Origin of the sequence: Streptomyces sp. V1I1 (assembly GCF_030817355.1) — a bacterium.
Lineage (GTDB): Bacteria > Actinomycetota > Actinomycetes > Streptomycetales > Streptomycetaceae > Streptomyces.
Genome location: NZ_JAUSZH010000001.1, coordinates 3,664,048 through 3,683,093, shown reverse-complemented (window position 1 = coordinate 3,683,093; position 19,046 = coordinate 3,664,048). Strand labels below are relative to the sequence as shown.

Annotated in this window: 18 protein-coding genes; 15 read left to right on the top strand and 3 right to left on the bottom strand. The window is 70.5% G+C overall.

What is annotated here, in order from left to right; translation table 11 throughout:
* Positions 1-10: 10 nt before the first annotated feature.
* Positions 11-1,279 (top strand): hypothetical protein, encoded by a 1,269-nt coding sequence (locus QFZ67_RS17215; protein WP_307661970.1) that lies wholly within the window; start codon positions 11-13, stop codon positions 1,277-1,279.
* Positions 1,280-1,309: 30 nt separating this feature from the next.
* Here QFZ67_RS17215 and QFZ67_RS17210 read toward each other — a convergent pair whose 3' ends face one another.
* Positions 1,310-2,296: an ATP-binding protein gene (locus QFZ67_RS17210; protein WP_307661969.1), complete on the bottom strand. Its 987-nt coding sequence runs from the start codon at positions 2,294-2,296 to the stop codon at positions 1,310-1,312.
* Positions 2,297-2,399: 103 nt separating this feature from the next.
* On the opposite strand from QFZ67_RS17210, the gene QFZ67_RS17205 reads away from it, so the two are divergent.
* Entirely contained in the window at positions 2,400-3,230 is an 831-nt protein-coding gene (locus tag QFZ67_RS17205) for an oxidoreductase (protein WP_307661968.1), read from the top strand.
* A 364-nt stretch (positions 3,231-3,594) separates the two neighbouring features.
* Here the strand turns inward: QFZ67_RS17205 and QFZ67_RS17200 are convergent, their stop codons facing one another.
* Entirely contained in the window at positions 3,595-4,449 is an 855-nt protein-coding gene (locus QFZ67_RS17200) for an HAD family phosphatase (protein ID WP_307661967.1), read from the bottom strand.
* A gap of 479 nt (positions 4,450-4,928) precedes the next feature.
* Here QFZ67_RS17200 and ssd point away from each other — a divergent pair, with 479 nt between their 5' ends.
* The 7 genes from ssd to QFZ67_RS17165 are packed head-to-tail and all read left to right on the top strand — an operon-like array spanning position 4,929 to position 9,938.
* Positions 4,929-6,029: a septum site-determining protein Ssd gene (gene ssd / locus QFZ67_RS17195; RefSeq protein ID WP_307661966.1), complete on the top strand. Its 1,101-nt coding sequence runs from the start codon at positions 4,929-4,931 to the stop codon at positions 6,027-6,029.
* Entirely contained in the window at positions 6,026-7,174 is a 1,149-nt protein-coding gene (locus QFZ67_RS17190; RefSeq protein ID WP_307661965.1) for a TadA family conjugal transfer-associated ATPase, read from the top strand. Before ssd ends, QFZ67_RS17190 begins: the two co-directional genes overlap by 4 nt.
* The gene (locus QFZ67_RS17185; RefSeq protein ID WP_307661964.1) at positions 7,174-8,022 is read left to right on the top strand and encodes a type II secretion system F family protein; all 849 of its coding nucleotides are present in this window, start codon (positions 7,174-7,176) and stop codon (positions 8,020-8,022) included. The genes QFZ67_RS17190 and QFZ67_RS17185 overlap by 1 nt, the downstream gene beginning before the upstream one ends.
* Entirely contained in the window at positions 8,019-8,789 is a 771-nt protein-coding gene (locus tag QFZ67_RS17180) for a type II secretion system F family protein (RefSeq protein WP_307661963.1), read from the top strand. Before QFZ67_RS17185 ends, QFZ67_RS17180 begins: the two co-directional genes overlap by 4 nt.
* Positions 8,790-8,819: 30 nt before the next feature.
* Positions 8,820-9,020, top strand: a complete 201-nt coding sequence (locus QFZ67_RS17175; protein ID WP_307665872.1) for a DUF4244 domain-containing protein — start codon at positions 8,820-8,822, stop codon at positions 9,018-9,020.
* On the top strand, positions 9,007-9,501 hold the full coding sequence (locus tag QFZ67_RS17170; RefSeq protein ID WP_307661962.1) for a TadE family type IV pilus minor pilin: 495 nt from the start codon (positions 9,007-9,009) through the stop codon (positions 9,499-9,501). The genes QFZ67_RS17175 and QFZ67_RS17170 overlap by 14 nt, the downstream gene beginning before the upstream one ends.
* A gap of 59 nt (positions 9,502-9,560) precedes the next feature.
* Complete coding sequence (locus QFZ67_RS17165) at positions 9,561-9,938, top strand: Rv3654c family TadE-like protein (protein ID WP_307661961.1); 378 nt, start codon at positions 9,561-9,563, stop codon at positions 9,936-9,938.
* On the opposite strand, the gene QFZ67_RS17160 is transcribed toward QFZ67_RS17165, so the two are convergent.
* A complete protein-coding gene (locus QFZ67_RS17160) occupies positions 9,862-12,357 on the bottom strand; it encodes a DEAD/DEAH box helicase (protein WP_307661960.1) in 2,496 nt (831 codons plus the stop codon). The two genes, QFZ67_RS17165 and QFZ67_RS17160, sit on opposite strands and share 77 nt — an antisense overlap.
* 79 nt (positions 12,358-12,436) lie before the next feature.
* On the opposite strand from QFZ67_RS17160, the gene QFZ67_RS17155 reads away from it, so the two are divergent.
* The 6 genes from QFZ67_RS17155 to QFZ67_RS17130 all read left to right on the top strand — a co-directional run bounded on the left by QFZ67_RS17155 (position 12,437) and on the right by QFZ67_RS17130 (position 18,828).
* Positions 12,437-12,790 (top strand): STAS domain-containing protein, encoded by a 354-nt coding sequence (locus tag QFZ67_RS17155; protein WP_266533145.1) that lies wholly within the window; start codon positions 12,437-12,439, stop codon positions 12,788-12,790.
* Positions 12,791-12,881: 91 nt separating this feature from the next.
* Positions 12,882-13,328 carry an ATP-binding protein gene (locus QFZ67_RS17150; protein WP_307661959.1) on the top strand — a complete coding sequence of 149 codons (447 nt, stop codon included), beginning with the start codon at positions 12,882-12,884 and terminating at the stop codon, positions 13,326-13,328.
* Positions 13,329-13,600: 272 nt separating this feature from the next.
* Entirely contained in the window at positions 13,601-16,006 is a 2,406-nt protein-coding gene (locus QFZ67_RS17145) for a sodium-translocating pyrophosphatase (protein WP_307661958.1), read from the top strand.
* 197 nt (positions 16,007-16,203) lie between these two features.
* Positions 16,204-16,830 (top strand): small secreted protein, encoded by a 627-nt coding sequence (locus QFZ67_RS17140; RefSeq protein ID WP_307661957.1) that lies wholly within the window; start codon positions 16,204-16,206, stop codon positions 16,828-16,830.
* A 49-nt stretch (positions 16,831-16,879) separates the two neighbouring features.
* Positions 16,880-18,391 carry a class I SAM-dependent methyltransferase gene (locus tag QFZ67_RS17135; protein WP_307661956.1) on the top strand — a complete coding sequence of 504 codons (1,512 nt, stop codon included), beginning with the start codon at positions 16,880-16,882 and terminating at the stop codon, positions 18,389-18,391.
* A 239-nt stretch (positions 18,392-18,630) separates the two neighbouring features.
* On the top strand, positions 18,631-18,828 hold the full coding sequence (locus QFZ67_RS17130) for a hypothetical protein (protein WP_307661955.1): 198 nt from the start codon (positions 18,631-18,633) through the stop codon (positions 18,826-18,828).
* Positions 18,829-19,046: the final 218 nt, after the last annotated feature.

The window sequence follows — 19,046 nt, the reverse complement described above, 5'->3', positions numbered from 1 at the left end:
GGGTGGGCTGATGGAGGCCGCCACGAGGAGGATCGCCGTCGGCGCAGTCGCCATGGCGCTGATCGCAGGACTCGCCGGCTGCTCCGGATCGGACGGTCATGGCGCGGCAGAGGAGGGCGCCCCCGGATCGAACAAGGGCGCCGCGGGTCCCGAGAGCGCGGTACGTCTCATCGGCGACGGATCCACCGCGTTCACCGGAGTCCAGCCGGGGCTGCTCAAGCCGGAGCGCCTGAAGCCCGGTCAGCAGCCCCCGCAGTTCGTGGTCTTCTCCTGGGACGGGGCGGGCGAGGACAGCCAGAAGCTCTTCTCCCACTTCCGCAAGGTCGCCAAGAAGTACGACGCGACGATGACCTACTTCCTCAGCGGGGTCTATCTGCTCCCCGAGGAGAAGGCGAGCCTCTACGACCCGCCCCAGCACTCTCCCGGGCGCTCCGACATCGGCTTCAATGACACCCAGGGCATCAAGGACACCGTGCGTGAGCTCCGCGGCGCCTGGCAGGAGGGCAGCGAGGTGGGCACCCACTTCAACGGCCACTTCTGCGGCGAGGACGGCGGGGTCGGCAACTGGTCCGTCCCCGAGTGGAAGAGCGAGATCAGCCAGGCCAAGTCCTTTGTGAAGAACTGGAAGACGAACGCGGACCTGCAGACCGAACAGCCGCTGCCCTTCGACTACGAGAAGGAACTCATCGGCGCCCGCACCCCCTGCCTGGAGGGCCGCCCGAACTTTGTGCGCGCCGCGAGCGAACTGGGCTTCCGATACGACACCAGCGGTATCAACGACCAGGTCTGGCCCAAGAAGGAACTGGGCCTGTGGGACCTGTCACTGCAGATGGTGCCGGTGCCCGGCCGCGCCTTCGAGACGCTCGCCATGGACTACAACTTCATGGTCAACCAGTCGGGCACGTCCAAGGGTGACCCCTCCCAGTACCAGTACTGGGGCGACCAGATGCGCGACGGCCTGGTGCAGGCCTTCGACCGCGCGTACCAGGGCAACCGGGCCCCGCTGATCATCGGCAACCACTTCGAATCCTGGAACGGCGGCACGTACATGCGGGCCATCGAGGAGACGATCGCCACGGTCTGTGTGAAGCGCGACGTGAAGTGCGTGTCCTTCCGCCAACTCGCCGACTGGCTGGACGTCCAGGACCCGCAGGTCCTGGAGAAGATGCGCACGCTCGGAGTCGGCGAGGCCCCGAAGGGCGGCTGGGCGACGTTCCTCGCCGCCCAGCCGGCGAACTCGGCAGTCTCACCTGCGGTCAAGCAGGCCCGGCAGGACTGACGACCGACATCCGCTTCCCGAGCCGTTTCCTCAGCTGGGCTGCGGCACTGCCGAATGCTCGCCCAGCACGAAGGCGGGGTCGACCTGCGCGGCAAGGTCGGCGCCCGTCTTCGCGTTGCCCCAACTCTCCGCGTTCTTCAGGTGGAAGCGCACCATCTGGCGTGTGTAGCGCTCCCAGTCGCGGTGGGCGTACGAGTCCTCCGCGGCGTTCTGCAGGGTCTGCAGCGACATCCGGTTCTCGGCTTCCAGGAGCTCGAAGCGCGCCGGCCGGCCCTTCTCCATCCCCCGCACCCATTCGGAGTGCCCGACGGTGACGAGCAGGTCGTCCCGCACCTCCTCGCGCAGGAAGTCCACGTCGTCCTGGCCCTGCACCTTGTTGCCGATGACCTTCAGCGCAATGCCGAAGTCCCTGGCGTACTCCTTGTACTGGCGGTAGACGGACACGCCCTTGCGGGTCGGCTCAGCCACCAGGAAGGTCATGTCGAAGCGGGTGAACATCCCGGACGCGAAGGAGTCCGACCCGGCCGTCATATCGACGACCACATACTCCTCGGGGCCGTCGACCAGGTGGTTGAGGCAGAGCTCCACCGCGCCGACCTTGGAGTGGTAGCAGGACACCCCGAGATCCGACTCGGTGAAGGGACCGGTCGCCATCAGCCGGATGTCCCCGTCGTCCAGCCGGACGGTGCGGGCGCAGGCCTCGTAGACCGGGTTGTCCTCACACACACGCAGCAGGCGCGAACCTGTGCCGGGGGGCGTGGTCTTGATCATCGTTTCGGCGGAGGCGATCCGGGGGTTCGTTCCCCGCAGATAGTCCTTGATCAGCGGCAGATGCGCGCCCATCGCGGGCAGCGCGGCGGCCTCCGCCTCGTCGAGACCGAGCGCGGCCCCCAAATGCTGGTTGATGTCGGCGTCCACCGCGACGACGGGGGCTTCATTGGCGGCCAGGTGGCGGATGAAGAGCGAGGACAGCGTCGTCTTCCCGCTGCCGCCCTTCCCTACGAAAGCGATCTTCATGTTCACGAAGGGTAGTGGGTCGTTCGCGTGGCGCAATCAAGCTGAGTGAGGAAGACCACTCCAAGGTGGGACGTGCGGCAGGGGACGCGTAGCCTCGCTACCTATGAGTACGAATGCCTCGTCGGTCGACCCCCTCGCCACACTCGGCTCCCTGCCGGGCGTCGCCGACTCCGTGGACTCCGTACGCAAGGCCGTCGACCGCGTCTACGGCCATCGGGTCATGCGGCGTCGCAGCAACGAGGTCACCTCGGAGGCGGCGCTGCGCGGAGCGCGTGGTTCCGCCGCGCTGTCCGGGGCGGACTGGGCGCTGGAAGAGGTCCGCAGGCGCACCGACTTCGGCGTCGAGCCCGAGGCGCGCACGGTCGGGGCCGCGCTGCGGCTGACCGCTGAAGCCGGTCAACTCCTTTCCATCTGGCGGCAGTCGCCGCTTCGGGTCCTGGCCCGGCTGCATCTGGTCGCGGCGAGCGGCGCGGGCGACGACGACACGGTGGGCCGGCCACGTCTCGCGGGTGAGACGGTCGACGAGCCGCTGATCGAGGCGCCGCTGCCGGACGCGAGTGAAGTGACCGGCCGGCTGGACGGCCTGGCCGAACTGATCATCGCGGGCAGCTCCGCACCGGCCCTGGTGACCGCGGCCGTGGTCCACGGCGAGCTGCTGGCGCTGCGCCCCTTCGGCTCGTACAACGGTCTCGTCGCCCGCGCGGCCGAGCGCATTGTGCTGATCGGCAGCGGGCTGGACCCGAAGTCGATCTGCCCGGCAGAGGTCGGGCACGCGGAGCAGGGCCGGGCCGCGTACGTCGCGGCCCTCGAGGGGTATCTGACGGGGACGCCGGAGGGCATGGCCGCCTGGATCGCGCACTGCGGGCGCGCGGTGGAACTGGGAGTCAGGGAGTCGACGGCGGTGTGCGAGGCGCTGCAGCGCGGGGCTGCCTGAATCTCCCCGCATGAACTACCGCTTGAACTAACCCCGGAGAAGCCCCTGAACAGGGTTGCGGCGGTACCAGAATTGGTACCGCCGCTGGCACGTCCACCGAGTTACCATGCGTCCTCGAATGTTGCCCATCAGGTCGGGAACTTCTGCCCGTCACCTGGTGCGGCTGGCCCGTAATCGACGGGTCGACGTCGCGTGGGTGCTCGGTTTTCATGCTCGGTCCGTGGGGCCTTCATGCGTTAAAGGTGATCCTCTCGGATGTCCTTGGTCTCGCGGGCCGTTGACTCATTTGTACTCCTGCGGGAGGGCAAGTGGAAGCCCTAGCTGCAGTTCTTTACTTTTAGGTTCAAATACGGGCGAATTTGTTTCACGCGGTTGCGGTAGCGATTTGGGCGGCCGCGCTGCGCCGCCGGCTCGCGTACCAGACCAGTCCGGCGGTGGCGGCCGCCGCACCCACCGCGGCCACGGCAACAAGGGCCGGGCGCGTCGGCATGGAGAACGCGGGTAGCCGCTGCTTGAGCCGGACCGGCCGATTGAAGACGAGAATCGGCCAATCCCGCGACGCCGCCTCCCGGCGTAGCGCACGATCCGGATTCACGGCATACGGATGGCCGACGGACGCGAGCATCGGGACGTCCGTGGCCGAGTCGCTGTACGCGTAGCAACGCGCCAGGTCGTACCCCTCGGAGGCGGCGAGCTCCTTGATCGCCTCCGCCTTGGTCGGTCCGTACGCGTAGTACTCCACCTCCCCCGTGAAGCAGCCGTCGTCGCCGACCACCATGCGGGTGGCCACCACCCGGTCAGCGCCGAGGAGCTCGCCGATCGGCTCGACCACCTCCGCGCCGGAGGTGGAGACGATGACGACGTCGCGGCCCGCGGTGTGGTGCTCCTCGATGAGGGAGGCGGCCTCGTCGTAGATGATCGGGTCGATCAGGTCGTGAAGAGTCTCGGCGACGATCTCCTTGACCTGCTGGACGTTCCAGCCCTTGCAGAGCGCGGAGAGGTACTCGCGCATCCGCTCCATCTGGTCGTGGTCGGCGCCCCCGGCGAGAAAAACGAACTGGGCATAGGCGGTGCGCAGTACGGCGCGCCGGTTGATCAGCCCGCCTTGGTAGAAGGACTTGCTGAAGGTCAGCGTCGAAGACTTCGCAATGACCGTCTTGTCCAGATCAAAGAAGGCGGCTGTGCGCGGCAAGGAGTGGTTTTCCACGAGCCTGAGCATAGGTGCCCGCCATTCGGCGTACGCTCGGGCGCGTGGGTTTGCCTGAGAAGGCTCTCGGGTACACCATGGAAGTCACGGATCGTTCGCGACCGTGCTAACCCGGTCCGGCTCCTCCCCCCCCGAGTCGGCCGGAGAGACGACCCCCGCTCTCCCCCCCGGCGGGGGTCGTCGCATGTCCGGACGCGTTTTCGTCCATCTGCCGCGATCCACTGTGATCGTTCTCCTCTCGTGTGAGCCGTGCCGACGTCGGCCTTCCATCACTCTGCACCGTCACTGTGCGTAGCGGAAGGGCTGCTCCCGGGAGTCACCGGTATGGGCGACGGGGATATTCACAAGTGGCTAGTTGTCCACAGTTTTTCAGCAAGATCCACACGATTTTCCGGTGCGCTGCACGGTGATTCCACCCGCGTAGTTCGCGGACCGCAGGAATCGCAGATCTCGGAACGAAGCGAGATCGAAGTAAGTAGGGGGTGGAGATCGTGGCTGGATCCATCACATCTCAGCGGCCGCCGGTCGTCGAAGGGCGGCGGGACGGGCCTCTGATCGTCACTGAGGATATGGAACTGCTCGACGATCTGCTGCGGCTGTGCGCCGCGGCGGGAGCCGAACCGGAGGTCCATCACTCGGTGCCGGAGCGAAGCGGAAGCTGGGAGGGCGCGCCGCTGGTGCTCGTCGGCGACGACGCGGCCGCGCGCTGCCGCGGGGCCACGCGCAGGCGGGGTGTGCTGCTCGTGGGGCGGGACCAGGACGACCCGGACGTCTGGCGGCGGGCTGTGGAAATCGGGGCCGACTGCGTGCTGCGGCTGCCCGATGCGGAAGGCTGGCTCGTCGACCGGATCGCCGACGTGGTCGAGGGTGTCGGACGCCAGGCGCTGACCGTCGGTGTGATCGGCGGCAGGGGCGGAGCCGGGGCATCGACGCTGGCCTGCGCGCTGGCGGTCTGCGCGGCCCGGGCCGGCCGGCGCACCATGCTGGTCGACGGGGACCCACTCGGCGGCGGGCTGGACGTGTTGCTCGGCGGAGAGCAAGTGGAAGGCAGACGTTGGCCGGATTTCGCCGCTTCCAAGGGGCGGGTCGCCGGCGGGGCGCTGGAGGAGTCGTTGCCCGAGCTGCATGCGCTGCGGGTGCTCAGCTGGGACCGCGGGGACTCGGTGGTGATCCCGCCTGAGGCGATGCGTTCGGTTCTGGCCGCGGCACGCAGGCGCGGCGGGGTGGTGGTCGTGGATCTGCCGCGCCGGGTCGACGAGGGCGTGGCGGAGGCGCTGGCCCAGCTCGATCTCGGGCTGCTGGTGGTGCCGGGCGAGCTGCGGGCGGTCGCCGCGGCGAACAGGGTGGCGTCGACGGTGGGCATGGTGCTCCAGGACCTGCGCGTGGTGGTGCGTGGGCCGTTTGCGGAGGGCCTGGACGAGCAATGGGTCGCGGACGCTCTGGGGCTGCCGCTGGCGGGCGAACTGCCCGTGGAGGCCGGACTGTTGGCCGCGCAGGACGGGGGTGCTCCGCCGGGCCGTGCGCGCGGGCCGTTGGCCAGGTTCTGCATGGCCTTCTGGGAGCGGGCGCTGACCGGGGGCGGTGTCTCATGAGCACCGGACTGCTGGACGCGGTACGAGAAAGGCTCGCGGAGAGCGGGGCCGAGCCCACGCCGGCCCGGGTGGCGGCAGCGCTGCGGGCGCAAGGGCGGCTGCTCGGGGACGCCGAAGTGCTCGGCGGCACCGAGAAGTTGCGGTGCGAACTGGTGGGGACGGGACCGCTGGAGCCGCTGCTGGCCGATCCGTCCGTGACCGACGTCCTGGTGTCCGCGCCCGAGCGGGTGTGGGTGGACCGAGGGCGCGGTCTCGAGCTCACCGGGGTCACCTTCGCGGACGCGGCGTCGGTGCGCAGGCTGGCACAGCGGCTCGCCGCGGTGGCGGAGCGGCGGCTGGACGACGCCCGGCCCTGGGTGGATGCCCGGCTGCCGGACGGGACGCGGATGCATGCTGTGATCCCGCCGGTGGCGGTCGGCTCGACGTGTCTGTCGCTGCGGGTGGTGCGGCCCAGGGCGTTCTCGGTGGGGGAGCTCGTCGCTGCGGGGACGGTGCCACCGAGCGGGGACCGGGTGCTGCGGGCGCTGATTGACGCCCGGCTGTCGTTCCTCATCAGCGGCGGCACGGGCTCGGGGAAGACGACCTTGCTGTCCAGTCTGTTGGGGCTCGTGGGGGAGCGGGAGCGGATCGTCCTGGCCGAGGACTCGGCGGAGCTCAGACCCGAGCATCCGCATGTGGTGCGGCTGGAGTCGCGCGCGGCGAACCAGGAAGGCGCCGGCCGGGTGACGCTGCGGGACCTGGTGCGCCAGGCGCTGCGGATGCGGCCTGACCGGCTGGTCGTCGGGGAGGTGCGTGGAGCGGAGGTGACCGAGTTGCTGGCCGCGCTCAACACCGGGCACGAGGGCGGTTGCGGGACCGTCCACGCCAACGCGGCAGCGGATGTGCCCGCGCGGCTGGAGGCGCTCGGGACGGCGGCGGGGCTCGACCGGGCGGCGCTGCACAGCCAGTTGGCAGCGGCCCTCTCGGTGGTGATCCATCTCGTGCGGGACCGGGGTGGGCGGCGGCGTATCGCCGAGGTGCATGTGCTGGAGCGGGACGCGGCAGGGCTGGTGGTGACCGTGCCTGCGCTGCGGTGGGGCGCGGACGCCTTTGCGTACGAGCAGGGCTGGGAGCGGCTGCGGCCGCTGATCGGGGGTGCGCGGTGATGGCCGGTGAGCCGGTGTACGCGGCCGCGGTGTGCGCGGGTGCGGCGGCGTGGCTGACGGTCGGGCGGGACCAGGGGATCAAGCGCGCGCGGCTGCTGCTTGCTGGCGGCGGTGCGGTGGAGGTCTCTCCGAGGCGGTCGTGGGAGCGGGTGCTGCCATGGGTCAGGCTGCGGCGGGAGTGGCTGTGCCTGCCGGTGGCGCTACTCCTCTCCGTGCTGGGGGAGTCGGTGCTGCCGCTGATCGCGGGGGCGGCAGCGGTGCCGCTGGTGAGGCGACGGCTGCGGGCCCGGGAGCGGGGGCGCGAGCAGGAGCGGCGAGCCGAGGGGGTGATCATCTTGTGCGGTGCCGTCGCAGGGGAACTGCGGGCAGGGCTGCAGCCGGGGCAGGCGCTGCTGTTCGCCGCAAGATCCACGGGGGCGCTGGGCGGCACGGAGGCCGCAGTGCTGGCCGCGGCGCGGTTCGGGGGCGACGTGCCCCAGGCGCTGCGGGAAGCGGCGCGCGAGCCGGGCGCGGACGGGCTCGCCGGAGTCGCGGCCTGCTGGCGGGTGGCCGTGGACAGCGGGGCCGGACTGGCCGCGGGGCTTGACCGGCTGGAGGCGGGGCTGCGGGCAGAGCGCGACCAACGGGCGGACCTACGCACCCAGTTGGCGGGTGCGTCGTCGACGATCGCCCTGCTGGCGGCGCTTCCGCTGGTGGGCCTGGGGATGGGCTGGGCACTGGGCGCCGATCCCCTGAGGGTCCTGCTGCACACCCCTGCGGGCCTGGTGTGCCTGGCGGTGGGCGGGCTACTGGAGGCCGCGGGCCTCTGCTGGGCCGCGCGGATCGTACGGAGGGGCGAGGAGCCATGACCGGGGACGCCGTCCACAGGCTGGGGGTAGTGGTCTTTCTGCTGGCCGTGGTGGCCTGCCTGGGCTTCACGATCGCGGGGCGACGGGACGGGCGCAGGGTGCGCAGGCGGATCGAGACGCTGCTGGCGATGGAGCGCGAACGGCAGTGGTGGCGACCGGAGTTCGGGACATGGGTGCGGCAATGGGCCTACCCGCTGGGCGCGGTGATCACCGGCTATGTCCTCGTCGGCGGGGTGATCGGCTGTGCCGTCGGGCTCGGCGGGGCTTATGGCGTACGGCGCTGGCAGCGGAACCGCAAACCGGACCCGGGTCCCGTGGACCGGGATGCCGGCCGTCAACTGCCGCTTGCCGCCGACCTTCTGGCGGCCTGCATCTCGGCCGGGGCGGGGCCACGGGAGGCGGCGGAGGCGGTCGGGGAGTCGCTGGGCGGGCAGGTCGGCGAGCGGCTCGCGCGGGCGGCGGCCGAATTGCGGCTCGGGGGTGAGCCGGCACGCGCCTGGGGGTGGTTGGCGCAGATACCGGGCGCGACAGGGCTGGCCCGCTGTCTGGAGCGCGCCGACTCCACGGGCGCGCCGGCCGCGGAGCCGGTGTCCCGGCTGGCCGAGCGCTTCCGGGCCGACCGGGCGCGGTCGGCCGCGGCCCGGGGCCGCAAGGCCCAAGTCCTGATCACCGCACCTGTGGGGCTGTGCTTCCTGCCTGCCTTTCTGGCGGTGGGGGTGGCTCCGGTGGTGATCGGCCTGGCCGACGGACTGCTGAACGGCAACTGAGCAACTGAACGAGATCTCTTGGGGGTTGATATGTGGAATCCGATGCGGGTATGGCTGCGCGGGCTTTCGCGCAGGATGCGCAGGGACTCGGGGATGACGACGTCCGAGTACGCGATGGGGACGATCGCCGCGTGTGCCTTCGCGGCCGTTCTGTACAAGGTCGTCACGAGCGGGGCCGTCTCGGGGGCGCTCCAATCGGTGATCGGGAAAGCCCTCAATGCGCAGTTCTGAGGTGCGCGACAAGATGTGCGACGAGGTGCGCGGCAGGGCGCACGACCGGGGGTCTGTGACGGCGGAGGCGGCCGTCGCGGTGCCCGCCCTGGTGGTCTTCGCCATGGCCCTGGTCTGGGCGCTGATGGCGGCCTCCGCGCAGATCCAGTGCGTGGACGGGGCCCGGGCCGGGGCCCGGGCGGCCGCCAGGTCCGAACCGCGGGCGGCCACGCTGGCCGCCGCCCGCTCGGCGGCCCCGGCTGGTGCGCGGGTCACGGTGAGGCGGGCGGGGGACCTGTGGCGGGTACGGGTCGAGGCGTACACTCCCGGCCCGGGCACGCTGGCCCTGACGCTGAGCGCGGAGGCGGCGGCCCTCGCCGAGGACACGGTGGGGCGGGACGCGACCCGGCGGGACGCCTCCGCCGAGCAACCGGCTGCCGGTGAGGCAGCCACGCGCCGAACCGCCACCGCGGGCCCGGCCACTCCGGAGGCGACCCGATGACCCGGGACCGCGGGCCCATGACCCGGGACCGCGGGCCGATGACGCAGGATCGCGGGCCCATGACCCGGGATCGCGGGTCGGCGACCGTCTGGGCTGCCATGGTCACCACCGTGCTGTGTGTCGTCTTCGCCGTCGTCCTGGCCATGGGGCAGGCGGTCGTCGCCCGGCACCGGGCCGGCTCCGCCGCCGACTTGGCGGTGCTTGCCGCGGCCGATCACGCCCTGCGGGGCACGGCCGCGGCCTGCGCCAAGGCGGTCGAGGTGGCCAGGGCGCAGGGCGCGGCAGTGCTGCGGTGTGCCGTGCGGGGCGAGATCGCCGAAGTGACGGCTCAGGCCCGCTTCGGGCCGTACGCGCCGACGGTCAGGTCGCGGGCGGGGCCGCCGGTGCTTCCCGGAGCCCGGGCGGGGCCGCCGGGGCTCCCCGGAGCAGTTCCGTGAGGAGGCGGACCGCGCCGCGCTTGTGCAGCGGGTCGTTGCCGTTGCCGCACTTGGGGGACTGGATGCAGGACGGGCAGCCCGCGTCGCACTCGCAGGAGGCGATCGCCTCACGGGTGGCCGCGAGCCACTCACGGGCGGTGTGGAAGGCCCGCTCGGCGAAGCCCGCGCCACCCGGATGGCCGTCGTACACGAAGACCGTCGGCAGCAGCGTGTCCGGATGGAGCGGCACGGACACGCCGCCGATGTCCCAGCGGTCGCAGGTGGCGAAGAGCGGCAGCATCCCGATGGAGGCGTGCTCAGCGGCGTGCAGGGCCCCGCCCAGCTGCTCCGGGCCCACCCGGGCGGCGTCCAGCTGGTCCTCGGTGACCGTCCACCACACGGCCCGGGTGCGCAGGGTGCGCGGCGGCAGATCGAGTTTGGTCTCGCCGAGCACCTCACCGGTGATGAGCTTGCGGCGCAGGAAGGAGACGACCTGGTTGGTGACCTCGACGGAGCCGTAGCAGAGGCGTCCGTCGCCCCATGGGATCTCGGTGTCGGTTTCGAGTACGGAGATGGAGGTGGTGTCGCGGGCGGTGGTGGAGTACGGCGGGTTGGCCTCCTCGACGAGGGCGGCCGAGTCCTCCAGGTCCAGGTGCTTCACCAGGTACGTACGGCCCTGGTGGAGGTGGACGGCACCGTCGTGCACCGAGGTGTGGGCGGCCGACTCGTCGACCGTGCCCAGCAGCCGGCCGGTGGCGGCCTCGACGATCTGCACGGGGCGGCCGCCCTCGCCCCGGATGTCGGTGAGGTCGGCGGCCCGCTCGCGGCGGGTCCAGTGCCAGCCCGACGCCCGGCGGCGCAGCAGCTTGGCAGCCTCCAGCTGGGGCATGAGCTCGGCGGTCGCCGGGCCGAAGAGATCCAGGTCGGCGTCCGTGAGCGGGAGCTCGGCCGCGGCAGCGCACAGATGGGGGGCGAGGACGTACGGATTGTCGGGGTCGAGGACCGTGGACTCCACGGGCTGCTGGAACAGCGCCTCGGGGTGGTGGACGAGGAAGGTGTCCAGGGGGTCGTCGCGGGCGACGAGGACGGCCAGGGCGCCCTGGCCGGAGCGGCCCGCGCGGCCCGCCTGCTGCCACAGGGAGGCGCGTGTGCCGGGGTAGCCGGCGATCACGACGGCGTCGAGGCCGGATACGTCGACGCCGAGTTCCAGGGCGGTGGTGGCGGCCAGGCCGAGGAGCTCCCCGGAGTGCAGGGCCCGCTCAAGGGCGCGCCGCTCCTCGGGGAGGTAGCCGCCCCGGTAGGCGGCGACACGCGGGGGCAGTGAGCGGTCCACCTCCGCCAGACGTTCCTTGGCGATGACGGAGATGAGCTCGGCGCCACGCCGGGAGCGTACGAAGGCGACGGTGCGGACTCCCTGCACGGTCAGGTCGGTCAGGAGGTCGGCGGTCTCTGCGGTGGCGGTGCGGCGTACGGGCGCGCCCTTCTCGCCGTGCAGCTCGGTGAGCGGCGGCTCCCAGAGTGCGAAGACGAGCTCGCCGCGGGGCGAGGCGTCGTCGGCGACCTCCTGGACGGGCAGTCCGGTGAGCCGGCCGGCGGCCACAGCGGGTTCCGCGGCGGTGGCGGAGGCGAGGAGGAAGACGGGATTCGCACCGTAGCGGGCGCATACGCGGCGAAGGCGGCGCAGCACCTGGGCGACGTGGGAGCCGAAGACACCCCGGTAGGTGTGGCACTCGTCGATGACGACGTAGCGCAAGGAGCGCAGGAAGGAGGACCAGCGGGGGTGGGAGGGAAGTATCCCGCGGTGGAGCATGTCCGGGTTGGTGAGGACGTAGGTGGCGTACTGCCGCACCCATTCGCGTTCCTCGACCGGCGTGTCGCCGTCGTAGACCGCGGGGCGGACGCGATTGCCGAGCGGCGCGCTGAGCGCCTTGACCGCGCGGAGCTGGTCGGCGGCGAGGGCCTTGGTCGGGGCGAGGTAGAGGGCCGTCGTACCGCGTCCATTCGGGGCCTCGGCTCCGTCGAGGAGGGCGGTGAGTACGGGAGCGAGGTAGGCCAGCGACTTGCCTGAGGCGGTTCCGGTGGCGATGACGACCGATTCGCCGTCCAGAGCGTGCTCGGCGGCGGCTGCCTGGTGGACCCAGGGGTGCTCGATGCCCGCCTGCTGAATGGCGTTGATCACTTCCGGGCGGATGCGGTCGGGCCAGACGGCATGGCGGCCGGGCCTCGGGGGCAAGTGCTCCGTATGAGTGATGCGCGCGGCCCGGCCCGCCCCCGCGGTGAGCCGGTCAAGGACCATACCGGGGGAGGGGCGGGTGTCCCCGCTCTCGGGAGGTCGTCTGGGACGGTGATTCATGGCCATCGGCACCGAGTGTGTCACCGGCGTGACGGACAATGGTCCCAAGGCGTCGTGCATGGCTGCTGGTAAGTGATTGAATGCCATCGCGGCTGGCGACCGTCCTCCGGCTCCGCCGGGGAGACCTCAGGGGGCGGCCGCTCGATAGCAAGGTGCTGGAGGATCCGTGGACCTGTCCCTGTCGACTCGCAATGTGTCCGGCCCTGGTGGCGACCGTACGGTCGTCGAGGTCGGTGGCGAGATTGATGTGTATACCGCGCCCAAGTTGCGTGAGCAGCTGGTCGAGTTGGTGAACGACGGCAACTACCACCTGGTTGTCGACATGGAAGGTGTGGACTTCCTCGACTCCACCGGCCTCGGCGTGCTCGTGGGCGGCCTGAAGCGCGTTCGCGCGCACGAGGGCTCGCTGCGCCTGGTCTGCAACCAGGAGCGCATTCTCAAAATCTTCCGGATCACAGGTCTGACCAAGGTGTTCCCCATCCACACCACGGTCGACGAAGCTGTCGCGGCCACCGACTGAGGTCGGCCGGAGACTGCCGGAAGTAGGGAGGGGCACCGGGCATCCAGCCCGGGCCCCTGAGATGCACGCCCGAACGTCCAAGGGGGATTGCATGGCCACCGTTGAACTCCGCTTCAGTGCTCAGCCTGAGCATGTCAGGACCGCCCGTCTGGTGGCCGCTGCCGTGGCTCGCCGGGCCGGGGTCGACGAGGCCGTGCTGGACGAGGTCCGGCTCGCGGTCGGCGAGGCGTGCAGCCGTGCCGTCGGGCTGCACCGCAGCTATGGCATCACCTCCCCCGTGCAGGTTGCGCTGTCCGAGGAGGAGAAGACCTTCTCCATCGAGGTCAGGGACGAGGTCCCGGGTGCGGGCGCCGAGGGATCCACCGCGGTCCCGGGCGGGCGCAGCGGCACGGACGAGGACACGGACTCCGAGGGTGAGGACGAGATGGGCCTCGCGGTCATCAGCGGTCTCGTCGACGACGTGGAGGTCAGTTCCAGCGAGGAGGGGGGCGTAATCCGGATGAGTTGGCCGACGACGCCCGTCACCGTGCTGCCCTGACTCTTGATGATCGACAACGGGGGCATGCCACCGGCCCTTTGATCGTCTTTATTCGATACGGCCCCGCTGAGCAGGGCCTTTTCCCTTTTCTCTAGATCATTTAATACGCGTCAATGCCTTTGCCCCATTACTTCTTTCGGGGGCTGTTTCGGGACCCGATCATTTGCTGAGTAGCAAGCGAAGGTCAATTTCATTTGCCGCGCCCTGTTTCGATCAGGTTCCGCTCCCTACAATCCGTCCACATCTTGAGCTCTGAGCGTCAAGGAGGACGAATGGCGGGGCTCGTCAATACAGAACTGTCCGATCAACCCACTTCTCTCGCAGCCGCGGTACTGACCGACGACAACCGACTGATCGTGATCGTCATCGCCGCAGTCGCGGTGGCGGCCTTGATCGTCGCCCAGCTGCTGGTGCGCCAGGTGCTGGCCGCCGGCGAGGGCACCGATTCCATGAAGAAGATCGCGGCAGCAGTGCAGGAAGGCGCGAATGCCTATCTCGCACGGCAGTTGCGCACCCTCGGTGTCTTCGCCGTCGTGGTGTTCTTCCTGCTGATGCTTCTTCCGGCGGACGACTGGTCGCAGCGCGGCGGTCGATCGGTGTTCTTCCTGGTGGGTGCGCTGTTCTCGGCGGCCACCGGATACATCGGCATGCGTCTTGCCGTGAGAGCAAATGTGCGCGTGGCCGCGGCCGCGCGTGAGGCAACACCGGCGGAGGGCGAGCCGGAAAAGGATCTGACGGCCGTATCGCACAAGGCTATGAAGATCGCTTTCCGGACGGGAGGCGTGGTCGGCATGTTCACGGTGGGCCTCGGCCTGCTCGGTGCCTCCTGCGTGGTTCTCGTCTACGCGGCCGACGCCCCCAAGGTGCTCGAGGGCTTCGGCCTCGGCGCCGCACTGATCGCCATGTTCATGCGTGTCGGCGGCGGCATCTTCACCAAGGCCGCCGACGTCGGCGCCGACCTCGTCGGCAAGGTCGAGCAGGGAATCCCCGAGGACGACCCGCGCAACGCCGCGACCATCGCGGACAACGTGGGCGACAACGTCGGCGACTGCGCGGGCATGGCGGCCGACCTCTTCGAGTCGTACGCCGTCACGCTCGTGGCGGCGCTCATCCTCGGCAAGGCGGCATTCGGCGACGCCGGACTCGCTTTTCCGCTGATCGTCCCGGCGATCGGCGTGGTCACCGCGATGATCGGCATCTTCGCGGTCGCCCCGCGGCGCGCCGACCGCAGCGGGATGACCGCCATCAACCGCGGATTCTTCATCTCCGCGGCTATCTCGCTCGCACTGGTGGCCGCAGCGGTCTTCATCTATCTGCCGTCCTCGTACGCCAAGTTGGACGGCGTCACCGAGGCCGCGATCCGTTCGCACCCAGGGGACCCGCGGGTTCTGGCGCTCGTCGCCGTCGCCATCGGCATCGTGCTGGCGGCCCTGATCCAGCAGTTGACGGGGTACTTCACCGAGACCACCCGCCGTCCCGTGCGGGACATCGGCAAGTCCTCGCTGACCGGACCCGCCACCGTCGTGCTGGCCGGCATCGCCATCGGTCTTGAATCCGCCGTCTACACCGCGCTGTTGATCGGCCTGAGCGTGTACGGGGCGTTCCTGCTCGGCGGTACGTCGATCATGCTCGCCCTCTTCGCGGTGGCGCTCGCCGGCACCGGCCTGCTCACCACCGTCGGCGTCATCGTCGCCATGGACACCTTCGGTCCCGTCTCCGACAACGCGCAGGGCATCGCCGAGATGTCCGGCGACGTCACGGGCGCGGGCGCGCAGGTGCTCACCGAGCTCGACGCCGTCGGCAACACCACCAAGGCCATCACCAAGGGAATCGCCATCGCCACGGCCGTACTGGCCGCGGCGGCGCTCTTCGGTTCGTACCGCGACGCCATCGCGACCGCGGCCCGGGAGGTCGGCGAGAAGGTCGGCGACGGCGCCCCGATGAACCTGGTGATGGACATCTCGCAGCCCAACAACCTGGTGGGGCTGATCCTCGGCGCCGCGGTCGTCTTCCTCTTCTCGGGTCTCGCGATCAACGCGGTGTCCCGGTCGGCGGGCGCGGTGGTCTACGAGGTGCGGCGGCAGTTCCGCGAGCACCCCGGGATCATGGACTACACCGAGAAGCCGGAGTACGGGCGCGTCGTCGACATCTGCACCAAGGACGCGCTGCGCGAGCTGGCCACACCAGGTCTGCTCGCCGTACTGACCCCGATCGCGGTCGGCTTCTCGCTCGGCGTCGGAGCCCTGGGCTCCTTCCTCGCGGGCGCGATCGGTACCGGCACCCTGATGGCCGTCTTCCTGGCCAACTCCGGTGGCGCGTGGGACAACGCCAAGAAACTGGTCGAGGACGGCCACCACGGCGGCAAGGGCAGTGAGGCCCATGCCGCGACCGTCATCGGCGACACCGTCGGCGACCCGTTCAAGGACACCGCGGGCCCGGCCATCAACCCGCTGCTGAAGGTGATGAACCTGGTGGCGCTGCTGATCGCGCCCGCGGTCGTCCAGTTCAGCTACGGGGACGACTCCAGTGCCGGAATGCGCGCGCTGGTGGCGGTGCTCGCCATTCTCGTCATCGTCGGCGCCGTGTACATCTCCAAGAGGCGCGGCATCGCTGTGGGTGACGACGACAACCTCGCGGAACGGAGCGCGAAGTCGCCTGATCCAGCGGTGGTTTCGTAACACCTGCTCAAGAGGCGGGCGGGCGGCGCGCATTGACGTGCTGTCCGCCCGTTTGCATGCCGCCGTGGGCCGTCGTGAGCCTTGTCTCCCTTGGTGCAAATGGTCACAAAAAGCCATCAATCGGATGTGCGACATGCGGTTGTCGCCCACTTGGCGTGTATGTTCCGGGGCCGAGAGCCTTGGAAGGGACCAATCCGGTGAACAAGAAGCTTGCGGCCGCACTGTCCGGCGGCGCGGTACTGGTACTGGCACTGTCCGGCTGCAGCAGCGACGACGGTGACAGCAAGGTGAATGCCTGGGCCAAGAAGGTCTGTGACCAGGCGCAGCCGCAGATCCAGAAGAGGGCCAACGCCCAGCAGACCATCATCTCGACGGCGGCGGACGGCAAGCCGTCCGACATCCAGGCCGCCGACTCGAAGGCCTTCCAGGACATCGCCGACGCGGACAAGGCGCTCGCCACCGCTGTGCAGGGTGCCGGTACGCCGCCGGTCGACAACGGCGAGAAGCTGCAGCAGGACGCGGTCAAGGAGCTCAACGACACCGCCACGGCCTACCTCGGTCTGAAGAAGCAGGTCGACGCTCTCGACGCCAAGGACCAGCAGAAGTTCGCGGACGGCCTGCAGGGAGTCGCCGACGGTCTGAAGAAGATCGAGAAGATGGACCAGGACGCGCTGAAGAAGCTGCAGTCCGGCGAGCTCGGCAAGGCGATGGCGAAGGAGCCCGGCTGCCAGGCGGCGAAGACGTCGAGCCCCGCCGCCGGCGGGACAGGATCGGCCCCGTCCGCTCCGGCCAAACCGTCCGGATCGGCGTCCACGAAGGAGTAGGGCCACCCCGTAGGCGGCGTTTGTCAGTGGTGGCCGCCACAATGGGCAGGTGAGTACGACCAGCCTTGTCCCAGGCCTTCCCTCGCCCGACCGCTCGCCCCGGCTGCGCGAGGCGCTCATCGCCGCCGCCTTCACCGCCGACGGGCTGCTCGACCTGCTCGGCGCACCCGCGTACGCCGCCCTCGCCCGCAGCGAGACCGTGCCCGCCCTGCGCGCGACCCGCGGGGACGGCGTCCTGGACACGCTCGTACGACTGTTCCTGCTCCAGCGACCCGTCGCGTACGAGCGGGCACGGGCCGCGCTGCCGATCGAGGAATGCCTGGCCGACGGCTGGCTGGTACGGGACGGCGACGACGTACGGGCCACGGTGGACGTGCGGCCGTACGGCGGTCCGGAGGCGCAGGACTGGTTCATCGTCTCCGACCTCGGGTGCGCGGTCGGCGGCGCCAGCGGTGCGAGCGGCCAGGGCGAGGGAGTCGTCCTCGGCGTCGGCGGGGCGTCCACCACGCTCGCCGGGATCACCGTCCGTACGCCGGTGTCCTCCGCGCTCGACGTGGGCACCGGCTCCGGCCTCCAGGCGCTGCACGCCGCGCAGCACGCGACCCGTGTCACGGCCACCGATCTGAACCCGCGCGCCCTGCACTTCGCGCGGCTCACGCTCGCGCTCTCCGGGGCGCCGGAGGCCGATCTGCGCGAGGGCTCGCTCTTCGAGCCGGTCGGGAAGGACATGTACGACCTGATCGTGTCGAACCCGCCGTTCGTGATCTCCCCCGGTGCCCGGCTGACCTACCGGGACGGCGGGATGGGCGGGGACGATCTGTGCCGATCGCTCGTTCAGCAGGCGGGGGACAGGCTGAACGACGGGGGTTACGCCCAGTTCCTCGCCAACTGGCAGCACGTGGAGGGGGAGGAGTGGCAGGAGCGGCTGCGTTCCTGGGTGCCGCGCGGCTGTGACGCCTGGATCGTGCAGCGCGAGGTGCAGGACGTGACGCAGTACGCCGAGTTGTGGCTGCGCGACAGCGGCGACCACCACGACGACCCGGCCGAGTACGCGGCTCGGTACGACGCGTGGCTGGACGAGTTCGAGGCGCGCAAGACCAAGGCCGTCGGCTTCGGCTGGATCACGCTCAGGAAATCCGGTTCCGACCGCCCGTCGATCGTCGCCGAGGAGTGGCCGCACCCGGTCGAGCAGCCGCTGGGTGAGAGCGTGCGGGCGCATTTCGCGCGGCAGGACTATCTGCGTACGCACGACGACGCGGCGCTGCTCGCGGACCACTTCACGCTGACGGCGGAGGTCGTCCAGGAGCAGGTCGGGCTGCCGGGCGCGGAGGACCCCGAGCATGTGGTGCTCCGTCAGAACCGCGGAATGCGCCGGGCCACCAAGGTCGACACGGTCGGCGCGGGCTTCGCCGGCGTGTGCGACGGGACGCTGAGCGCCGGGCGGATCCTGGACGCCATCGCTCAGTTGCTCCACGAGGACCCGGTGCTGCTGCGCGACCGCACGCCGCAGGCACTCCGGCTGCTGGTGGAAGAGGGCTTCCTGGAGCCGGTTCGCTCATGAGGTGAAACCGGCCAACATCCAGAAGAAGCCAACATCCAGAAGAAGAAGGGGAGCGGCCGCCTCCGCCATGCCCTCGGGGGCCCCGCTCCGACCGGCCCGGTCGCGGTGCCGACCGGCACCGCGACCGGGCGGGTGAACCCACGCGGCGTTCACCCGCAATTCGCACCCGTGACGCCCGGAGGTGCCAGCCTCGGCCTCCGGGGCAGCACCTTGGCATCAGCGAAAGGCCGGGTACGGACATGGAGAGCGGGCCAGCGATCTTCGCCGGGACGGCGTTCACGCTGTTCGGGGCCGGGCTGCTGCTGTGGACGGGAGCGCGTCTGCGGCACCGGGCACCTGTCGCGCACGGAGTGAGTCCCGCCACGGCCGTCGCGCTCGCGACATTCTTCGGAGCCGCGTTCCTCGCCCTCGGCGTGTGGTGCTTCGGCCGCGTCTGATCTGCTTCTGATCCGCCTCTGATGCGCGGTCTGATCCGCGGTCTGATCTGGGTCTGGTCCGCGGTCGATCTCGGGGCCGAAGCCCTGCCGTGCCGGTCTTGTGCCGGTCCGGGCGGCAGGAATAGCCGGAGTCGGGTTACCGTTCGAGTGGCCGTTGCGGGCTTTTGCCGTTTGACACGGGGGCGGGTTGTACCGTCACACTCCGCAGCGACAGCAGC